This window comes from Noviherbaspirillum sp. UKPF54 (assembly GCF_007874125.1).
Classification (GTDB): Bacteria; Pseudomonadota; Gammaproteobacteria; order Burkholderiales; family Burkholderiaceae_D; genus Noviherbaspirillum.
This window is the reverse complement of sequence record NZ_CP040128.1, coordinates 4,422,921-4,440,841: the sequence shown is the minus strand read 5'-3', so window position 1 is coordinate 4,440,841 and position 17,921 is coordinate 4,422,921. Positions and strand designations below refer to the sequence as shown.

At 53.1% G+C, this 17,921-nt stretch carries 16 protein-coding genes and 2 pseudogenes; 11 read left to right on the top strand and 7 right to left on the bottom strand.

The features are described from left to right. Window positions 1-282: 282 nt before the first annotated feature. Window positions 283-600, bottom strand: a complete 318-nt coding sequence (locus FAY22_RS20430) for a hypothetical protein (protein WP_146332597.1) — start codon at window positions 598-600, stop codon at window positions 283-285. 189 nt (window positions 601-789) lie between these two features. Next, entirely contained in the window at window positions 790-1,326 is a 537-nt protein-coding gene (locus tag FAY22_RS20425; RefSeq protein WP_146332595.1) for a hypothetical protein, read from the bottom strand. A gap of 265 nt (window positions 1,327-1,591) precedes the next feature. On the opposite strand from FAY22_RS20425, the gene FAY22_RS20420 reads away from it, so the two are divergent. After that, window positions 1,592-2,311, top strand: a complete 720-nt coding sequence (locus FAY22_RS20420; protein WP_146332593.1) for a Crp/Fnr family transcriptional regulator — start codon at window positions 1,592-1,594, stop codon at window positions 2,309-2,311. Here FAY22_RS20420 and FAY22_RS20415 read toward each other — a convergent pair whose 3' ends face one another. Then, the gene (locus tag FAY22_RS20415) at window positions 2,312-2,881 is read right to left on the bottom strand and encodes a BON domain-containing protein (RefSeq protein WP_146332591.1); all 570 of its coding nucleotides are present in this window, start codon (window positions 2,879-2,881) and stop codon (window positions 2,312-2,314) included. Window positions 2,882-3,331: 450 nt separating this feature from the next. Between FAY22_RS20415 and FAY22_RS20410 the strand changes: the two genes are divergently transcribed. Together FAY22_RS20410 and FAY22_RS20405 are read left to right on the top strand one after the other, a co-directional pair. Then, window positions 3,332-3,535, top strand: a complete 204-nt coding sequence (locus FAY22_RS20410; protein ID WP_146332589.1) for a CsbD family protein — start codon at window positions 3,332-3,334, stop codon at window positions 3,533-3,535. 144 nt (window positions 3,536-3,679) lie between these two features. Further along, window positions 3,680-4,351, top strand: a complete 672-nt coding sequence (locus FAY22_RS20405; RefSeq protein ID WP_246860591.1) for a hemolysin III family protein — start codon at window positions 3,680-3,682, stop codon at window positions 4,349-4,351. 305 nt (window positions 4,352-4,656) lie between these two features. Here the strand turns inward: FAY22_RS20405 and FAY22_RS20400 are convergent, their stop codons facing one another. Next, a complete protein-coding gene (locus tag FAY22_RS20400) occupies window positions 4,657-6,762 on the bottom strand; it encodes a bifunctional diguanylate cyclase/phosphodiesterase (RefSeq protein ID WP_146332587.1) in 2,106 nt (701 codons plus the stop codon). Window positions 6,763-7,336: 574 nt separating this feature from the next. On the opposite strand from FAY22_RS20400, the gene FAY22_RS20395 reads away from it, so the two are divergent. From FAY22_RS20395 to FAY22_RS20390, 3 genes and pseudogenes are all read left to right on the top strand, one after another. After that, window positions 7,337-8,431, top strand: coding sequence for an AI-2E family transporter (locus FAY22_RS20395; protein WP_146332585.1), 1,095 nt, complete (start codon window positions 7,337-7,339; stop codon window positions 8,429-8,431). A 638-nt stretch (window positions 8,432-9,069) separates the two neighbouring features. Further along, window positions 9,070-9,210, top strand: a pseudogene (locus tag FAY22_RS22505) (NADH-quinone oxidoreductase subunit B); the annotation flags it as partial. Window positions 9,211-9,307: 97 nt separating this feature from the next. Continuing rightward, the gene (locus FAY22_RS20390) at window positions 9,308-9,709 is read left to right on the top strand and encodes a GYD domain-containing protein (protein ID WP_146332583.1); all 402 of its coding nucleotides are present in this window, start codon (window positions 9,308-9,310) and stop codon (window positions 9,707-9,709) included. A gap of 288 nt (window positions 9,710-9,997) precedes the next feature. On the opposite strand, the gene FAY22_RS22080 is transcribed toward FAY22_RS20390, so the two are convergent. Then, window positions 9,998-10,174 (bottom strand): hypothetical protein, encoded by a 177-nt coding sequence (locus FAY22_RS22080; protein WP_168204909.1) that lies wholly within the window; start codon window positions 10,172-10,174, stop codon window positions 9,998-10,000. Between the two features lie 414 nt (window positions 10,175-10,588). Here FAY22_RS22080 and mgtA point away from each other — a divergent pair, with 414 nt between their 5' ends. Further along, window positions 10,589-13,135 carry a magnesium-translocating P-type ATPase gene (gene mgtA / locus FAY22_RS20385; RefSeq protein ID WP_146332581.1) on the top strand — a complete coding sequence of 849 codons (2,547 nt, stop codon included), beginning with the start codon at window positions 10,589-10,591 and terminating at the stop codon, window positions 13,133-13,135. 288 nt (window positions 13,136-13,423) lie between these two features. Continuing rightward, window positions 13,424-13,801: pseudogene (locus tag FAY22_RS20380) on the top strand (type II restriction endonuclease); the annotation flags it as partial. 48 nt (window positions 13,802-13,849) lie between these two features. On the opposite strand, the gene FAY22_RS22630 reads toward FAY22_RS20380, so the two are convergent. Both FAY22_RS22630 and FAY22_RS20375 read right to left on the bottom strand, forming a co-directional pair. After that, on the bottom strand, window positions 13,850-14,008 hold the full coding sequence (locus FAY22_RS22630; RefSeq protein ID WP_371417316.1) for a GDCCVxC domain-containing (seleno)protein: 159 nt from the start codon (window positions 14,006-14,008) through the stop codon (window positions 13,850-13,852). Between the two features lie 48 nt (window positions 14,009-14,056). After that, window positions 14,057-14,284, bottom strand: coding sequence for a helix-turn-helix domain-containing protein (locus FAY22_RS20375; RefSeq protein ID WP_146332579.1), 228 nt, complete (start codon window positions 14,282-14,284; stop codon window positions 14,057-14,059). A gap of 121 nt (window positions 14,285-14,405) precedes the next feature. On the opposite strand from FAY22_RS20375, the gene FAY22_RS20370 reads away from it, so the two are divergent. From FAY22_RS20370 to FAY22_RS20360, 3 genes are all read left to right on the top strand, one after another. Further along, window positions 14,406-14,786 carry a hypothetical protein gene (locus FAY22_RS20370; RefSeq protein ID WP_146332577.1) on the top strand — a complete coding sequence of 127 codons (381 nt, stop codon included), beginning with the start codon at window positions 14,406-14,408 and terminating at the stop codon, window positions 14,784-14,786. Between the two features lie 93 nt (window positions 14,787-14,879). Beyond that, entirely contained in the window at window positions 14,880-15,743 is an 864-nt protein-coding gene (locus tag FAY22_RS20365) for a TnsA endonuclease N-terminal domain-containing protein (protein WP_146333562.1), read from the top strand. Then, window positions 15,733-17,913, top strand: coding sequence for a DDE-type integrase/transposase/recombinase (locus FAY22_RS20360; protein WP_168204908.1), 2,181 nt, complete (start codon window positions 15,733-15,735; stop codon window positions 17,911-17,913). Before FAY22_RS20365 ends, FAY22_RS20360 begins: the two co-directional genes overlap by 11 nt. Window positions 17,914-17,921 lie beyond the last annotated feature (8 nt).

Sequence of the window (17,921 nt, the reverse complement as noted above, 5' to 3'; positions counted from 1 at the left end):
GAATGGCGGGGGCTATTCTACGTTTCAGGCTTCTTCGGCACGCCTGTAATACGACATAGCTGCCCCGGTAATCCCCTCCAATTAAGGCATGCAGTACATGTAATTCCCTGCGATCTCAAAATAGTCAGCAAAAAATTAAGGGTTTAGCTTCGGCTAAACTGTCAGTTTTAAATTGCCGTTGACATCCTGCTATTTCAATCTCGCCCTGTATTCGATTTTGCGGTTCGGCGCCTTGTTGCCAGTCCCATTGTTTGAAGGATTTTCGCTATGGCGCTGCCAAGCCTAGCGATCCGGCTCGCGGAGCTTTCCATCGATGTAGATCGCCTTTTTGTTCCCGTGGACAATGTATTTGATGACCGATTTGTCACTTACCTTGCCATAGGAAATGCCATTCACTTCCAATACTCCGCTTTTGACCTCAACCACGTCATCGTTGACTGTATGCCTGCCACTATTGCCTGTAAACGTCAGCTCGCTATTGGAGTGCGAGGAACCGGACACCGAACTTGTCATGAAGGATGAAGCGACACTGACCGAAGAGTGCATGTTGGCAATGGCGCCGATTGAAAAGGCTACGGCGATAAGGGATGAGGTTTTCATGCCTTAACTTTCCGTATGTTTGAAAGTAAAGGGGGGATGGGTATGAACGGACCTTACGGGTCTTTTCACGGAACGTCAACGGGACCGCATTTAAGCCATTCAGAAATAACTGCGCGAACACAGCAAAAAATCCTGCGCGGCCTTGATACCCGAAGGCTCGTTGCGACTATAGCCTACACGTTGGAAGACCTACATTGCGCCTGACGATCGTGTTTGCTGTGCGTAGTGGATGGCGTCCACGAGGTGGTCATAACGATAATCGTGATATCGGTAATACTTGCCGTCGAACGTGATGGCGAGTTTTTCCATCATCCGCTTGTCCGCTTCTGTGGGCTTGTCAGGTTCTATCCATTGTGGCGGGGCAGGAGCCTCTTCCTGCTCTTCCAGGTATGAGGAACTGGAGTGTTCCAGGCGTGCGTAGTTGAGCGCATCGGAAAGGAGGTCATAACGATACTCCTTGTAGCGGTAGCTACGTCCATCGTACGTAACGCCAAGTTCAGCCATCTGGCGTTTTTCATTTTCGATTTGCGAATCTCTATTCGGCACCGTCGCCATGTCGGGTGCATAAGGGGACGTGAAACTCACGGCAATCGGATCGCTCGCCGGAAAACTTTCACGTAACGCCTCATCCAGCGCGGCATCTCGATGCGCTCTTTCCAGTGCGGTGATTCCGTCGTTTCGGATACCTGTCGGTAGATGGGAATAATTCATATCTTGCGTTTTCATGATGCAGTCCTTCTGAGTAATACCGGCGTCACCCCTATGGCGACGCTCACCGGATGACGGTCCTGGCAGCTGGCTTCATTTCGCCGCCCGTTAAAACAGCCTGCTGGCCACCCCAACATTTCAAGCATCTACTAAACTGATCACGATGTCGGTGCGAAAGCGCACATATAGAGGGACACATAACTTTCCCCCCTATTCCAAAGTGTGTTGGGCCTCCGTAAAAACTCAGTATTTGACGACATAAACCCCGGGATCGATTCTCATCATGTTTCCAGAGCATTACCCGCAGCAAAACCGTTTGTTGGCGGCGCTGTCGCCAGCCGAGTTTGCACGCCTCTCGCCTCAACTGGAACTCGTGCCCATACATCTTGACGACGTCTTGTACGAGTCGGGAAGCCGGATGGCGCACGCTTATTTCCCCACCACATCGATCATATCGCTGCTGCATATAATGGAGGATGGCGCGTCGACTGGAATTGCGGTGGTCGGCAATGAGGGAATACTGGGCATATCCCTGTTCATGGGTGGTGAAACGACTCCCAGCCGGGCGGTTGTGCAAAGTTCCGGCTATGGATATCGCTTGAAAGCGCAGCTTCTTAAAGACGAGTTCAATCGCGCGGGCCCCATGCTGCATCTACTGCTGCGATACACACAGGCACTGATTACGCAAATTGCGCAGACAGCAGTGTGCAACCGTCACCATTCAATCGAACAGCAATTGTGCCGATGGCTGTTGCTTATCCTTGATCGTCTTTCTTCAAATGAATTGCGGATGACACAAGAACTGATTGCAAACATGCTTGGCGTGCGACGCGAGGGAGTAACGGAAGCAGCAGGAAAACTGCAAGCCGCCGGCCTGATCCATTACAGCCGTGGCCACATCACCGTGATCGACCGGAAGGGAGTGGAGGCCCTGGCATGTGAATGCTATGCGGTCGTCAAGAAGGAATTCGATCGCCTCTTGCCCAATACCACAGCAAATTAATCATTTTTTCTCCCGAACATGGATCTGGCTGTTGACACCTGTCACGTCCGGCAGTTGACTTATTGCGGCTTCGGCCATCCATCGCTCGTAGCCCCACGCCACGTCTCCCGACAGGGATACCCATCCATTATTGACGCGCACTTTGACACCGTTGTTTGGGCCGGACATTGCCACGCCCAACACGTTTTCGCACTCGCTCAAAATGTCATCGTCACTGCGTATGCCTAGTTCCGGCGAACGAAGTTCCAGCTTCATCATCACTCCTTTCACTCCCGCAATGCGTCGTGCCGCGGTTTCGATCAACGACAATTCTCCATTGCCATCGGCTCGACCGCTCAATGTCGCAATACCGTCCTTCACCGCCACACTAATCTGCATGGCGGATAGAGACGTTTCCAATCGCAGTTCATTCATCACGTCTCGCGCAATTTGCGCATCATCGTCATGCCTGGTCCCTTTCATTCGCCTTTTCTGATCTGCAGCTGACGACGAAAGTGGCCTATTGCGGAGGTTTATGTTTAACGAAGCAGGTATGGCGCCGTTATTGATAATAGTTGGGTGATAACGCATGGCAGCGCTCCTTGATCAATTTAGTCGAAGCCAGCAGTGACATCACTCTGGGGTCGCATACAAGGCCGATATGAAATTTCAATCTTAATATTTATATGTTGGGCTGATTGTTGGGGCCAGTCTGTGCGCTAGCGAACAGAAACAATCGGATACGCAGGTAGTGCCGCCGCATGTGGCCGTGACGGCATGCCCTGATACATTGTTACCAGAGGGTCGTTTTGCGTATGGAGCACGGCTTTCATTTCACATCACCAGGAACTATTCTCCTGCGCTGGTCCCCGGTCGTACATCATGTTGGATCAACGAGGCTGCCTTCTCCCAATATTGCGAACCCGATAGCCGTCCCTCTGTCGCACCAGCTTGAATTGAAATTTCATTCCGACTGGAACCCCATGGCACGATAGCACTCAAACTTCAGCGACTAGTTCTTTCTGCAAGAAAGGAGACGACATGAATCGCGATCAAATCAGAGGCGGCCTCAAGGATGCAGCCGGCAAGATTCAACGGAAATTCGGCCAAATGGTTGGAAGCCATCGCCAGGAAACCAGTGGGATGGAGACCCAAGCCGAAGGCAAGACCCAGAAAACAGCTGGCGATGTCACCGGCACACTGGATAAAGCGGCAGATAACGTGAGGGATACTTTTAGAAAATAGAAATAAGTGAGCTCACAGCGCAAATAGGGAAAGCGGTGGGTTTACCCGCCGCTTTTTGTTTGATGGGCGTACTACTGAGCGCTTTGCCGGAAACAGCGGTACAGGCTATTCCAAAACTTGAATGCCATACCGTGCTACCGTCGAATGAATGAAGCACTAATGCAGCGATCTGCAACAAGGACCATGCGCATCCAGTCGCAGCCAGAAGAAATGGCAAACAGCGTTAGCCATGGAATCGGTTTTATCGCGGCACTTGTCGGCACACCGTTCCTGATCATGCAAGCGGTAAAGCGCGATGACGCGGGCGTTGTCACTGCGATGGCATTGTTCTCGACAAGTATGATTATTCTTTACCTCGCATCGACGCTCTATCATGCGCTACCGGGCGGGAAGGCAAAGCGGGTGTTTCGGATGATCGAGCATTCCGCAATTTATTTGTTGATTGCCGGGACGTACACGCCTTTTACGCTTGGCATTCTCCGAGGGGCATGGGGATGGTCACTGTTCGGCGCGGTATGGACGATTGCCGCTGTCGGGATTGCGCTGAAGGTGTTTGGCTTAGGCTCCCATCCGGTGGTGTCGACAAGCCTTTATTTGTTAATGGGATGGCTCGTGGTCGTGGCCGCTGTGCCGCTGGTCGCACATATGCCGCGAACTGGTCTTCTGCTCCTGCTTGCCGGAGGTTTGTCTTATACGGTGGGTGTAAGCTTTTTTGCGGCCGATTCACGATTGAAATACGGCCATTTCATTTGGCATCTCTTTGTCCTTGCCGGGACTGTATGCCATTACTTCGCGGTGCTCTGGTATGCAGTTTGACGGGCGATCGGCATCAGCCTGTTGGTCGCCATGGGGCGCCATGCACGGATGGCGCTTTTCGTTGCCGTTGCGATGGCTCTTTGCCAGGCATGAAGACCCGCGCCATCGTTCCGAAAGCCTTTCAGTCCGCATCAGCGATTCTTTCAATCGCTTGCTGTTGACTGAACACCGCTTTTTCGACGAGCGCTGTGTGCAAGGCTGCGTGTCAGTCTCCCATTCATTTATTGTTTGTTGTCAAATAATTCTCGTCGAGCGATCTTGCTTTGCGGCGCATGCTGCAGCGAATGCATCTGGTGCAAGTATGGCTACTGCAAGCAACCTATCCCGGTAGAATTGGCTGCCGTGAAAAATCGACCAAACTCTTCGGCCGGCATCGCAGCACTAAATAAATAGCCTTGGCCTTCATCGCAATGATGGGCATGAAGGAAGTCGAGTTGTTCCTTGGTTTCGACGCCTTCCGCAATCACCCTTTGACTGAGACTCGCCCCCATGCCGATGACCGCGCTCACGATCACACCATTATCGTTATTGCCCGTAATTGCATGGACAAAGGACCGGTCGATCTTCAGCACATCGATAGGGAGTTGGCTCAGGTAGCTCAGGCTCGAATAGCCGGTCCCGAAGTCGTCAATGGCGATCTGCACTCCCATCTGCTTGAGATCCCGAAGAATCGCGATGCTTGTTTCAATGTTGCGCATGAGAGCAGATTCGGTCAACTCCAGCTGGAGCAGGTGCGACGCCACACCGGTTTCCTGCAGTAGCTGACGCACATTCCTCGAGAAGCGTTTGTCCCGAAACTCGAGTGCGGACATATTCACCGACACGACGATTGGCGCCAACCCTTCTTCCCGCCACTTCTTGAGCTGCTCGCATGCTTTTCGAAGGACAATGCTCCCGATGGGAACGATCAGACCAGAGTCCTCGGCCACCGGAATAAACGATTCGGGAAGGACGGTGCCGCGTTGCGGATGCTGCCATCGGATCAGCGCTTCCGCCCCAGTCACCTTTCCTGATTCGAGATCGACCTTGGGTTGATAATGCAAAACAAACTCGTCACGCTCAATGGCCCGGCGCAGCCCGACTTCCGTCGTCTGTCGTGCAACTGCGCGGGCGTTCATCTCGCTGTTGAAGAACTGGAAGTTATTTTTCCCCTTTTTCTTCGCGTGATACATCGCAGTATCGGCATTTTTAATTAGGGTTTCGGCATTGGCCCCATCTTCTGGGAACAGACTGATACCGATACTTGTCGTGACATGCAGTTCGTTGCCTGAGAGATGATGCGGTGCAGCCAGCGCCCGAAGAATTTTCTCTGCAGTGACGGGAAAATGTTCGACATCGGTATCTTCCAGAACCAGCACAACGAATTCATCACCGCCCAGACGGCTGACGGTGTCGGAGTGGCGAACCTGCGACGTCAGGCGTTTCGCGACCTCGCTGAGTATCTCGTCTCCTACACCATGGCCGAGCGAGTCATTGATATGCTTGAAGTTATCGAGATCCAAAAAAAAGACGGCAAGTTTGGAATGATGACGCACGGCGTAGGCGATAGCCTGGGACAGGCGGTCACTGAGAAGCAAGCGGTTCGGCAAGCCGGTGAGATAATCGTGTTCCGCGAGATGCGCCATTTTCTGCGCCATCGCCTGGGTTTCCGACACATCGCGAAACGTGACGACAGCACCAGTCACGTTGCCGTTTCTGTCGAAAATCGGTGCAGCGGAATCTTCAATCGGCGCTTCATAACCATTCCGTCGAACGAGGATCGACCTGGCATACAGAGCCATGTTCTTCTTGTCTGCAATAACGGCTTCAACCGGGTTTTTGGCAGGCTGCCGCGTATCGCTGTTAATGAGGTGAAAGATTTCAGCAATCGGCCGTCCGCGTGCTTCGTCGCGCGACCATCCGGTCATTCGTTCGGCTTCCGGATTGAGATAAGTGATATTGCAATCCACGTCGGTACTGAGTACGCCATCGCCGATGGATTCAAGCGTCACGCGGGCGCGCTCTTTTTCGACGTAGAGCGCTTCCTCGATCTTCTTGCGCTGGATAATGCTACGCAACGCCTGTGGGATAAGCGTGTTGGAGAAATACCCCTTTGACAGATAGCCCTGCGCACCGTGTTGTACCGCCTCGATGGCGGTGGCCTCGTTTTCCTCATCACACAGCGTCATGATGGGAACGGAAGGTTTCAACTGAAACAGCGCATCAAAAGTTGCGCCTCCTTCGCTATCCTTGAGGAACAGGTCGACAAGAACGATGTCGATGCCTCCCCTGCGTAACCGGTTCTGCGCCGCGGACAGGTCGCGCGCCCGGGCGGTAATAAAAGGGCCGTCTCTTGCCTTCTTTAACGTTTCTTCAATCATCAAGGCATCATTGTCATTACTTGTGATGATCAATACAGTATTAGCCTCCATCTCACGCTCTTTCTTGATTGAATTTCACGTCACTTTTTTGGATTTGGCTTGTCTCTGCTTCCAGTTAATTACGACAAGGGCACTTCTTCTCAGTTCATTGCGGGAGTAAGCAGTGCGCGACGTTTTTCTGGAATAGTTTCGAAGGAACTTCTTGCGAACTGAATTGCTCCGGCATCGTAGCCAAGAAGAAACGTCTGCGCCTAAAATTTGACCAGCTGCTTTCGGAAAGCCTGGGTGTCAGCCAAGGGGCGATTGCACTAATTGCACTATATTCTTCCGTCCTGAGGATCGTCCGCAAACCGAATGACGCAGTAATACCGGTGCCAGTTTGCTGCGGAAGAGTGCCATGCGTAACGCATTCACCATCAGTTCCCGGGGCATCCGACCATCCATCGAAAAACCCACTGCTGTCATCGTCGGTATCCGAAATTCACGGTTAGCCTCACATAACGGCACCGTGATCGCAGCAAATCCCTGCACTTGCATTCATTGCGTTGCAACCAACCATGACGAAAGAAGGCATGATGGTGACTCCATCTGCGGTTGTCCTGACTTGACCATAATTGGAGGATGTATGCTTGGCATTGATACCCGCGCGGCAAAGGCCGCATGGACCGTATTCCTGTTGGCTGCGGTGTTGTACCTACTCTACATGGTTCGGGCCACCCTGTTGATCGTGGTGCTTTCGATCTTTTTCGCCTACCTGGTTTACCCGCTGGTTCGAATCGGGGAGCGTTACAAGCCCCGCCTCATTCCTCGAACCGCCGTCGTTGCGATGGTGTTCCTGTTTTTGATTGCGCTCGCTGGTGTATCTGGCGCTGTGTTTGGGAGTCGGATCGTTGATGAAGCGGTGCGCCTGAGCCAGGACTTGCCCAAACTACTCGACGTCGCCAACGTCTCGGAACGGATCCCCTTGCCAAGGTTTCTCGAACCGCAGCGCCATAAGATGGTTGCGTTTGTGACGGAACAGGTGCAAGCCGGAGCGGGCCAGGCTGTCCCCTTTGCCAAACGCCTAGGAGTTGGCGTACTGCATTTGGCCAGCAACCTGATCTACCTGATTCTGATCCCGATTCTCAGCTTTATGCTGATCAAGGAAGGACCGGCAATGCGCCAGAATTTCCTGATGCTGCTCGATCGTTCGCAAAGCAAGCTGTGGGGACGCATTACGGGCGACCTGGATCTGCTGTTGGCTGGCTTTGTGCGCGCCCTCCTGCTGCTGTCGTTGGCCACCTTCATTAGCTACAGCGCTGCCTTATCCCTCATGGGCGCCCCCTACGCGCTGCTCTTGGGCGGGACGGCGGCGCTTCTGGAATTTATTCCTTTCGTCGGGCCACTGGCAGCCGTCGGCGTGCTCCTGGCGGTGCTTGGATTCAGCGGGTTTGAACATTTGCTTTGGGTATTCTTCTTTATCCTGGCGTACCGTGGGTTGCAGGATTATGTTCTCGCCCCCTATCTGATGAGCGAAGGAGTTGAAGTTGCGCCGCTGCTGGTGATCATCGGATTGCTGGCTGGCGACCAGATCGCAGGGATTGCGGGAATTTTTTTATCAGTGCCCGTAATTGCGGCAATTCGGATCATTTTCATGCGGATACGCGAAGCCTACACCGCGAAAACTGGGGCGCCCGCCCCCAGCCCGGTTGGCCTTGGTACAAATAGCGGGTTGCACTAAAATTTTTCAATTTTAGCGCCATGGCGAAGCAGAAAAATGTCTACGACTTGTTTAACGATCGGCATTTCGAACGGGAAATCGTCGTGTTGTGCGGCCGTGGTGGCTTTGGCGCGCTAGCGAACGAAAAGGACAGTAGTGCCTGCCGTGTCATGTAGCGTTTACAGGGGTAATCATACTTTCGATGCAGTTTGCTGCACGTATGACGAGAAAATCCTTGTGTAGCAAGACTTTTCCAATTCATCGCTGCCGATCCAACGCCCTTGTGTAGGTTGCTGATTCATCGCTGGCTCTTCGTACCGTCCGTAGCGTTCGACATCGAATGTACGAACACCCCGAAAAAGGTTGCTCGTAACAGCCATTGCGACGACATGCTCACCGGCGCTATCGACTAGGTTGCGGTCCGAAGCGGTCATTGCCGCTACTATGAGTTACATGCAACAAGCGTCCAGTTGCGGGCGCTGATGAGCACCAAAACTTGAATACGCAAGCCACCGTCCGCTCATCTCATCATAGTGGCTGCTCGAAACGCACGACTAAATGGCGGTCCATCGATTGCCATGCATTTTCTGCCGACTTGCATTGTCAAATAAATTCGGGATTTCGGCCAAGCGGGGAATGTTCCGAAGCAGGAGCGCATCATGTTATTTGAAGGCGTGTTAAACGAAGGGTGCGTAGCAACGGAAGTGGATAAGCTAGCGAACGGGGTGCGTTCCGGTCCGATGTGGCCGATGGCGTTTGGCTTGGCCTGCAGCTCAATGGAAATGATGCATGCTGGTGCGCGTCAGCTATAGTGCAGAAGCACACTGGCCAGCTGCCAGAACCGCTTTATCAGAGCGGTTCCCCAGTAAGGTGCGAATAACCTGGAAGGAGATTCAAATGCCAAAGTATCTCATTCAAGCCAGATATTTCAGCGACGGTGTAAAGGGCCTGCTCAAAGAGGGAGGGACGGGGCGACGTGATGCTGTTGAGGAACTATTCAAATCGATCGGCGGAACCGTTGAAGCTTTTTATTTTGCCTTTGGTAACGAGGACGTTTTCATCATTGGCGATCTCCCAGACAATGTCACTGCCGCCGCACTTGCGATCAGAGTCAATGCCGCTGGAGTGACCCAGTGCAAAACGACCGTGCTGCTTACCCCTCAGGAAATTGACGAGGCGGTGACGAAGACCGGTACTTATCGACCGCCGGGGTATGAGATTGACCAAGCTGAAGTCGCAAAGTGGGATAGCGAAGGCGGACATCTTGCAAAAGATTCGCCCGGAAAAAGAAATCAGTGAATGAAAATATGCCCATCACAATGCTGTATTTGATGGGTAATTCAACGCTAATGTCGTATTTCCATTGACCAGACTCGCTAGGTCACCCCATGAAATGCCAGTACGTCCTCATAGAACGGCTTCAGTAAAAAGCCGATGATCGGCGACGGCGCGACCGAGGTCGCTTTTCCTTCCCGGCAACAGGCGTCCCGATGCGCTGCCAATGCGCGTTGCTCATCTGAGTACGAATCATTCTGGCTTCCCATGAAAATCAGAATGCAAATAGGTTATTCTGAGTCTCAGCAGTTCCTAGAACTGCTTCAATTTCCCCAGAATGCTTTGGATCATATGTTCTTGCGCTTTGATCTGATCGCGGTATCCTTGGCGATCCGTATGGCTGATTTCAGTGCTCAGTTCGGACAAAATGCTCGTCAAGACTTCTGCAAGTGTTTCTTTTTCCTGATCGCTAAGTTCCAGTTGTGGCATAGCCACGTTCCAAAACGATGATCATGAGTCGCCCCCACTTTTTTATCCGAAAAAAGAGAGCGTGCTTGTGCTCACTGCTTTCCCTAAAAAGCCATAGGGCCAAATGATGGGACTTCAAATTGCTCTTCCGTTTCCAGGGCATGGACCTAAAGCGCGAGACAATGTTCTCAGACTAAACTGGGGCTATGAGAACGATAGGATCTTAATTAAGCATTTTTATCTAACAAGAGACAAGCACTTTGCTGCGCGGCAGAAAGAGTGCTGAAACCCTACCTGATACTCCTCAATGAAGGATGAACTTACTGAACGATTCGCGCGCTGCCAAACGGTCTTGGAAATTTATCGGAGTGATCGGTTCAGTTTGAGCAACGCTAGACCTTCTAATTTTTATTCGGCTCTCCAAAGGGCGCCACCATGCCGACATCCGCGGTCAAAACCGATTTCCCATTCTGGCGCCTTCCCATTACGGAAATCTTGGAACGAATCGGCGCAAGCCCTGACGGACTGAGTAGCGGCGAGGCGGCCGCACGTTTGATTCAGTTCGGTCCAAACGTGATTCATGGCGAACGGAAAAGGGCGCTAGTCCTTCAATTCCTGGCCAAGTTCCGCAACCCCCTGGTCATCATTCTCCTTGTCGCCAGCGCTCTTTCCGCGCTTACCGGCGACGCTACCAGTTTCTTCATCATCAGCGCCATCGTCCTGATCAGTGTGACCCTCGATTTTGCCCAGGAGTATCGGGCCGGACAGGCGGCGGAAAGGCTGCGTCAGTCGGTGGCGGTACGCGGACAGGTGCTACGGGACGGCAAGCCCGTTGAGATACCCTTGGCGGAGCTGGTGCCCGGCGATGTGGCGCTCCTGACCGCTGGCGACCTGATTCCCTGCGATGGCCGGGTGCTGGAGGCAAAAGACTTCTTCGTCAACCAGGCTCTCCTGACCGGAGAACCCTATCCGGTGGAAAAGGCCCCTGATGAATTGTCGGCAGAAACCAAGATCCTCGCAGCCGGCAATACCGTTCTGTTAGGAACTTCAGTGATCAGCGGTTCGGCCAGGGTGCTGATGTGCCGCACCGGACAGGACACGGCGCTGGGTGAAATTGCCGACACCTTGCTTGCCAAGGCTCCGCCGACGGCCTTCGAGCAGGGAATCCACCATTTCGGGATTCTCATCCTGCGCATGACGGTCCTCCTCGTCCTGTTCGTCCTTCTGGTCAATGCTTTCTTTCATCGCCCCTGGCTCGACTCTTTCCTGTTTGCCGTCGCCTTGGCCGTCGGGCTGACACCTGAACTGCTCCCGATGGTGATCTCCGTGACGCTGTCTCGTGGCGCGCTGCGCATGGCGGCCAGCAAGGTAATCGTCAAGCGGCTCGCCTCGATTCACAACTTGGGAAGCATGGATGTCTTTTGCACCGACAAGACCGGCACGCTGACCGAGGCTCGCATCCACTTGGAGCGCCACCTGGATCCCTTCGGCCGGGAAAGTCAGCCGGTTATGGAGTTTGCCTATTTCAACAGTTTTTTTGAAACGGGGGTGAAGAGTCCCCTGGATAATGCCATCCTTGAGCATACAGAGATCGACGTCAGCGCTTGGCGCAAGATTGATGAAGTACCGTTCGACTTCGAGCGCCGCAGGATATCGGTGCTCCTGGACAACGGCACTAACAGGCTGCTCGTGGTCAAAGGCGCTCCCGAAGATATCCTGCGTCTGTCGGTCAGTTGCGAGCTGGTGGGAGAGGACAATCGGCATCCCCTAAATGGTGTGGCGCACGCGCGCATCAATGCGCAATTTGAAGCCCTCAGTCGAGAAGGTTTCCGCGTGTTGGGAATTGCGTCGCGCCAGGTGGGGATGGAACATGCGCATGCCGTCGTCGGTGATGAAGCGGAATTGGTCTTCGCAGGCTTCGCTGCCTTCCTCGATCCGCCCAAGGAAAGCGCCAAGGCGGCGCTGGCCGGGTTGGCCGCCGACCAAGTCGCGGTCAAGATCATCACCGGCGACAATGAACTTGTCACCCAGCATGTTTGCACACAACTCGGACTCCCGGTTACGGGTGTGCTGAACGGCGCGGATATCCAGCAATTGGATGACCAGGCACTCGCAGCGCGGGTCGAGCAAGTCAACCTCTTCTGCCGCGTGGCGCCGGCCCAGAAAAACCGCGTCATCCTCGCGCTGAAGCGGCGCGGCCACGTGGTGGGATATCTCGGCGACGGCATCAATGACGCGCCTTCGCTCCATTCGGCCGATGTGGGCATTTCCGTGGACAGCGCGGTGGACGTGGCGAAAGCGGCAGCGGACATGATCCTCCTGGAGCACGATCTGGGCGTTCTCCATGCCGGCGTTCAGGAGGGCCGGCGCACCTTCGGCAATATCATGAAATACATCATGATGGGCACCAGTTCCAATTTCGGCAACATGTTCAGCATGGCCGGGGCCTCACTTGTTCTGCCCTTCCTCCCCATGTTGCCGGTGCAGATCTTGCTCAATAACTTGCTCTATGACGTTTCCGAACTTCCCATCCCGCTGGACAGGGTCGATGACGACTACTTGAGCCATCCGCGGCACTGGGACATGACCTTCATCCGCAACTTCATGCTGATTATCGGCCCTGTCAGTTCAGCCTTCGACTTCCTTACCTTTTACATCATGCTGGCAATCTTCCATGCCGGCGAGGCGCTCTTCCATACCGGCTGGTTCATTGAATCCATGGCCACTCAGGTTCTGGTCATTTTCATTATTCGCACCCGCAGAACACCCTTCCGGAGCCGCCCCAATCCGTGGCTCGTCGTCTGTTCACTGGCCGTGGCGGCGGTTGCCGTACTGCTCCCGTTCACTCCTGCTGGCATGCAGCTTGGTTTCGTGGCTCCGCCGGCTCTTTTCTTTCTTATCCTCGTCGCCATGCTGATCTTCTATCTGTTGGCGGTGGAAGGAGTGAAACAATGGTTCTTCATGCGCTTTGTCGCAGAGTAAAGTTGCTCGTACGCTTCTGTCGAGGCTTACATCAATGACGGCTGTAGGTCAGGAGAGTCAGTCCAGACCACAAAAAGCCGAGGTTCTAGCATGGCCGCTTCCGGTAATTGACCATGGGGAGTGATTTGCTGACGTACGGACAACCGATCGTTTTCTCGACTGTCTTTTCCGCTTTCGGTAGCGGACTATCGGGCAGCCGAAATTTGAATGACGCTTATGGGTCGGTTGCCATCTTTCAATTTAGCAATGGCAATGACTGCTTATCGGCAAATTGCCGCCACTTGCGACGTGACGGCAGGTATGGACTCAGTGCGACTGATTAACGTCGTGTGGATTGGTCGTGGCTCACTTGAAGTTGCAGCTGCATTTGAGGTGGAGCATTCAACCTCGATTTATTCCGGCATTGTACGTATGCTCGACTTGGCGCTCGGCACCGGCGTTGGCGAGAACAGCACGTTGTTCTTGGTTGCGCCCGATAATCGTCGGGACGAGGTCGAACAGCAGCTGTGCAGGCCGGCGTTTTCTCGCGTTTCCGAACTGAATATACGTTACTTACCCTACAGTGAACTGAAGGAAAACAGAGGCGCCATTGCGCGCTTTGGCTCTGGAATTAAACCACTTCTGGAAATTTCACAGCAGCTCCAAAGAAGTACGGCACCCAGATAGACGAGTCCAGTCGTTTTGCCCCATTTTGGCGGCATTGAACCATGAATTCTAGTCATTGGCACAGTAGTTGGCGCGGTTGCTCTGTACTTGCATCGGTGGGCATGGGACATTTTCATACGAACAGAAGACACACCAGTCGTCCGCCTTGGGCTTGAGTAGTTTATGACACCGTTCGCATTCGTAGAACCACTGGCAGGTATTCAGCATTGTTGGGCTACGAGGTATCTCGCGATGGTCAAAGTTTGCTTTAACACCTTAAAGTTTTAGCAATTCACCAATATCCAGATTAAGGGCCTCTGCCAAACGTTCGATATTGTCGAGCGAAACATTGGTTAAGCCATTTTCCATTTGTGAAAGAAACGTCTGCGTCAGCCCTGCCTGCGCGGCTAGATTCTCTTGGGACCACCCCTGCGCTTCTCGATAGCTACGCAGGTTCCGTCCAAGTCTTTCCCTCGCGGATATTGTTTTTTTAGCGCTACTCATAAGAGCCGTAGCATCGCTCGGCTCTATGTGCTAGTCTATTTAGTATACTTAATAGGCACCCCATGCTTCCCAGCTTGCCTCACGAGAGCTAAGCCTTAGCGCTCTTCTTGTAGAGGGAAACATGAACAATTCACCACCAGTCCCTGACCATTCGGTAGTTCCCACAAATTTCCCTCGCCCCCGCCCTGTAGTGGCCGCGGTCAACGGGAAGCTCACCGAGTCCCTCGAAGAATACGATGGCAAGTTATATGCATTAGGCTCATCGCCTCTTTCACTCTGGAGATCATGGGAAATTTGTGAAGAGTTAGCACAGCATTTAGCTGCCGAATGTTGCGAGTTACAAACCGGCGCATGGGTGCATTTATCCAAGGCAGAAATTCTGGCGAATCAATTTATCAGAATGGAAAAGTGTGGCTGGGGAACGGCTCCTGAAATGCATTGGATAATCCGTCGGGTTGCCAAACTCCTTGATTGGACGCCACTGCTTGATGATACGCCTTAATTCGGTTTGACGTCATCACGTCACCCTATAGACTGAATAGATGATCAACGCGGCAATCATCGGTAGAAAGTCAATTCTGCAAGGATAGAGATGATGAGGCGTTTTCCAATCACCATTGAAGACATTCAAAGGTGGAAGTCTCAAGGACTTGGCCAGGGTGAAGGCGAAAACTACAAGCCATGGATCGACGTTCGCTGCTTTTCGTCGAAGGGACGATCAAGCCGCGCACCAGGCATTACTACAGGACGCACCCATCATCTTTTTTCAGACAACGAAGATGACTTTTGCTTGATGGCGGACTATGCACAGCAAGTAGTCGATATCCGTGAACAATTTCCACTGCTACCGGAACGAGCGACGCAGACCATCGCTGAAAACCTGCGCATTCGTCATCCGCGGTATCCGAACAGCAAAACGATGCTGGTGATGACCACTGATTTCCTTCTTACCATAAGAAATCGTGTTGGCGACCACAGACTGGTGGCGTATAGCATTAAGTCGGAAGAGGACCTTAACGGCGAGAGCCGCAGCAGGGTTCTCGAAAAGCTGGAATTGGAACGTCGTTACTGGTTGGGGAGAGGCATCCAGTGGATCTTGATCACTGATCACGACATACCTGCTACCCTAATCAGAAATCTGGACTGGCTGAACTACCTGGTCGTTGAAATCGATCGTTCAGCACCTCAACTACATGCCAGGCTACCAGCGTTTCTTCGCGCATTTCGCATCGCGTGGGAAGAAGGCTCTCCGCTAAAGCAAATACTCGCCGCGTGCGCGGACTTGATTGGGAAACCCGACAATGAAGCGCTCTATCAGCTATTTCGGCATTGTGTCTGGCACCATCTGATTGAACTCGACTTGACGCACCCGCTCGGCCCCCTCCATCCAGTGCGCGCACTTGCCATAGATGATGTGTCCATTCGTTTCGGCAACAAAGGAGCGTGTCATGCCGGATGATGGGGAAAAGTTCTTGCTATGCCATGGGCAGGTCTTCGAACAAACGCCTGGTGAAGAAAACGTGGGTTTCCATGTACCCCAACGCGTGCTTTGGGTAGACCGCGCTCAGGACTTGTTGGTAACGATCGGCATTGAAAAACAACTGAAAAAGCCAAAGCTCTACCCGCTCTCGCAGGTTGAACAATTAATTGCTCGCAAGCTGCTTCGTTTCATCGAATCAGATCCGCGTCCATATGCCTTTCTAAACGAATCCGACCTCCCCAAGATCAGCAAGGATGTCCGGGACCGAGGCTGGGAGATCATCCAACCTCTTGTGGACGATCATCATATTCCTCAGATCTATCTTCCCGGGACCCGCGGGGCGCTTGTGTCGGCGCGTGCTGCCGAACTAGGTAAGGAATGGATACAAGTCTACCGCCCCCTATACAAATACTTCGCCTATGGATGCTGCGACGACGCATTGCTTGGCCGCTATGATCGATGCGGCTGTGCTGGAAGCAAGCAAGCACCGAAAACAGCAAAACGAGGTCGACGGCCAGATAGAGCCAAACTTGGCCTTGGCAGCACCGAAAAGATCGGCCCTTCAATTGCCGATGTCCGGAATTCCATCATTGAGGGGATAGACCGATTCTGGAAGCCCGGAACGACGATCAAGAAGGCATGGCAAGATACCAAAAACGCCTTTTTCAGTCAGGGAGAAATCGACCACCGCGGTTTGCGTATTCCAATTCCGCCGGAAATACACCAAACGATCACCTATAAACAATTCTGGTTGGTCTTCCGGGAGGAAGACTATCGACTGGACCTGACTAAGAAACATGTCAGCACAACGACTTGGGCACTGAAATATCGCGGCGTTCTCGGTTCCTCGCGCCAAGGTGTCTTCGGCCCATGCGCGCGCTACGAGATCGATTCGACAATCGTCGATGTCTATCTTGTTTCCGCCTTCAATCGTGCTTGGGTCATCGGCCGGCCGGTTCTGTATGTCGTTGTGGACGTGTTTTCGCGAATGGTCGTGGGTTTCTACCTTGGGCTCGAGGGACCGAGCTGGGAGGGCGCTCGCCTGGCACTATTCAACGCATTTACCTCCAAGGTCGACTTCTGCCGACGCTTTGGAGTGGAGATTACAGAGGACATGTGGCCATGCCACCACCTCCCACACAAGGTGTTGGCTGACAACAGTGAAATGAAGTCCAAGGCATCTGACGCGCTGCCTAAGGCACTCGGCATCAAGCTGCAGAATGCCACTGCTCGGCGTGGGGATTGGAAGCCAAACGTCGAACGGCAGTTCCGTCTGATCAACGACCATACCGTTCATTTTCTTCCCGGTGCGTTGAATCCTCGATTGGAGGATGTCAAGCAGCGTCAATACAGGTTGGATGCGTGCCTGACAATCGGGGAGCTAACGCGCATCCTGATACGCCGATTGATCATCTATAACTGGTCGGCATACCAGTCAGCGGCACTACCGAATGAAATGCTTGGCGCAAACCTGACAGAAGCCACTCCGATTGCGGTATGGAATTGGGGACTGGAGAACCTGACAGGTGGCGCCAAGTCGATCAGCAAGCAAAAAATATGGACTTACTTGTTGACCGCAGGGACAGGCACCATTCGTCCTGAAGGCATCTATTTTTCAGGCCGCCATTACGCTAGTGATCGAGCAATCAAGGAGGAATGGTTTGCCCGCGTCCGTACAACGGGCAAGCGAAACCGGATAGAGCTTCGTTACGTACCGGATTGGCCGGAATTTATCTGGATACCAAATCCTCGATCAAATCAATGGGAACCATGCAAGTTATTGGACCGCGAGGAACAATATCGGCTTGCCAGAATTGAGGAGATACTTGACCGAGCGAAGTTGCTCTCACTTGCAAGCGATGAGATAGAAGACAGGACGAACAAGAAATTTGCCGTATTCGAGGCAGAGTGCAATGACATTGCCGAGCGTGCAGAACAGGCCGCGGCCAAAGCCAAAAAGGGTCTTTCAAAAACTGAGAAGACTGCAAACATTGACAGTAATCGGACATTCGAAAAGACTGCTGAGCGGGTGGAGCGTGCCCGCGACGCGGCCGAGTCCTACGGTAACAAGCCAGTTGCATCCAACGTGATTCCACTTCGCCGGGACCTTGCGGGCCCCGACCCATTGGAAGATTTATGGGACATCTAGCTGCTCTT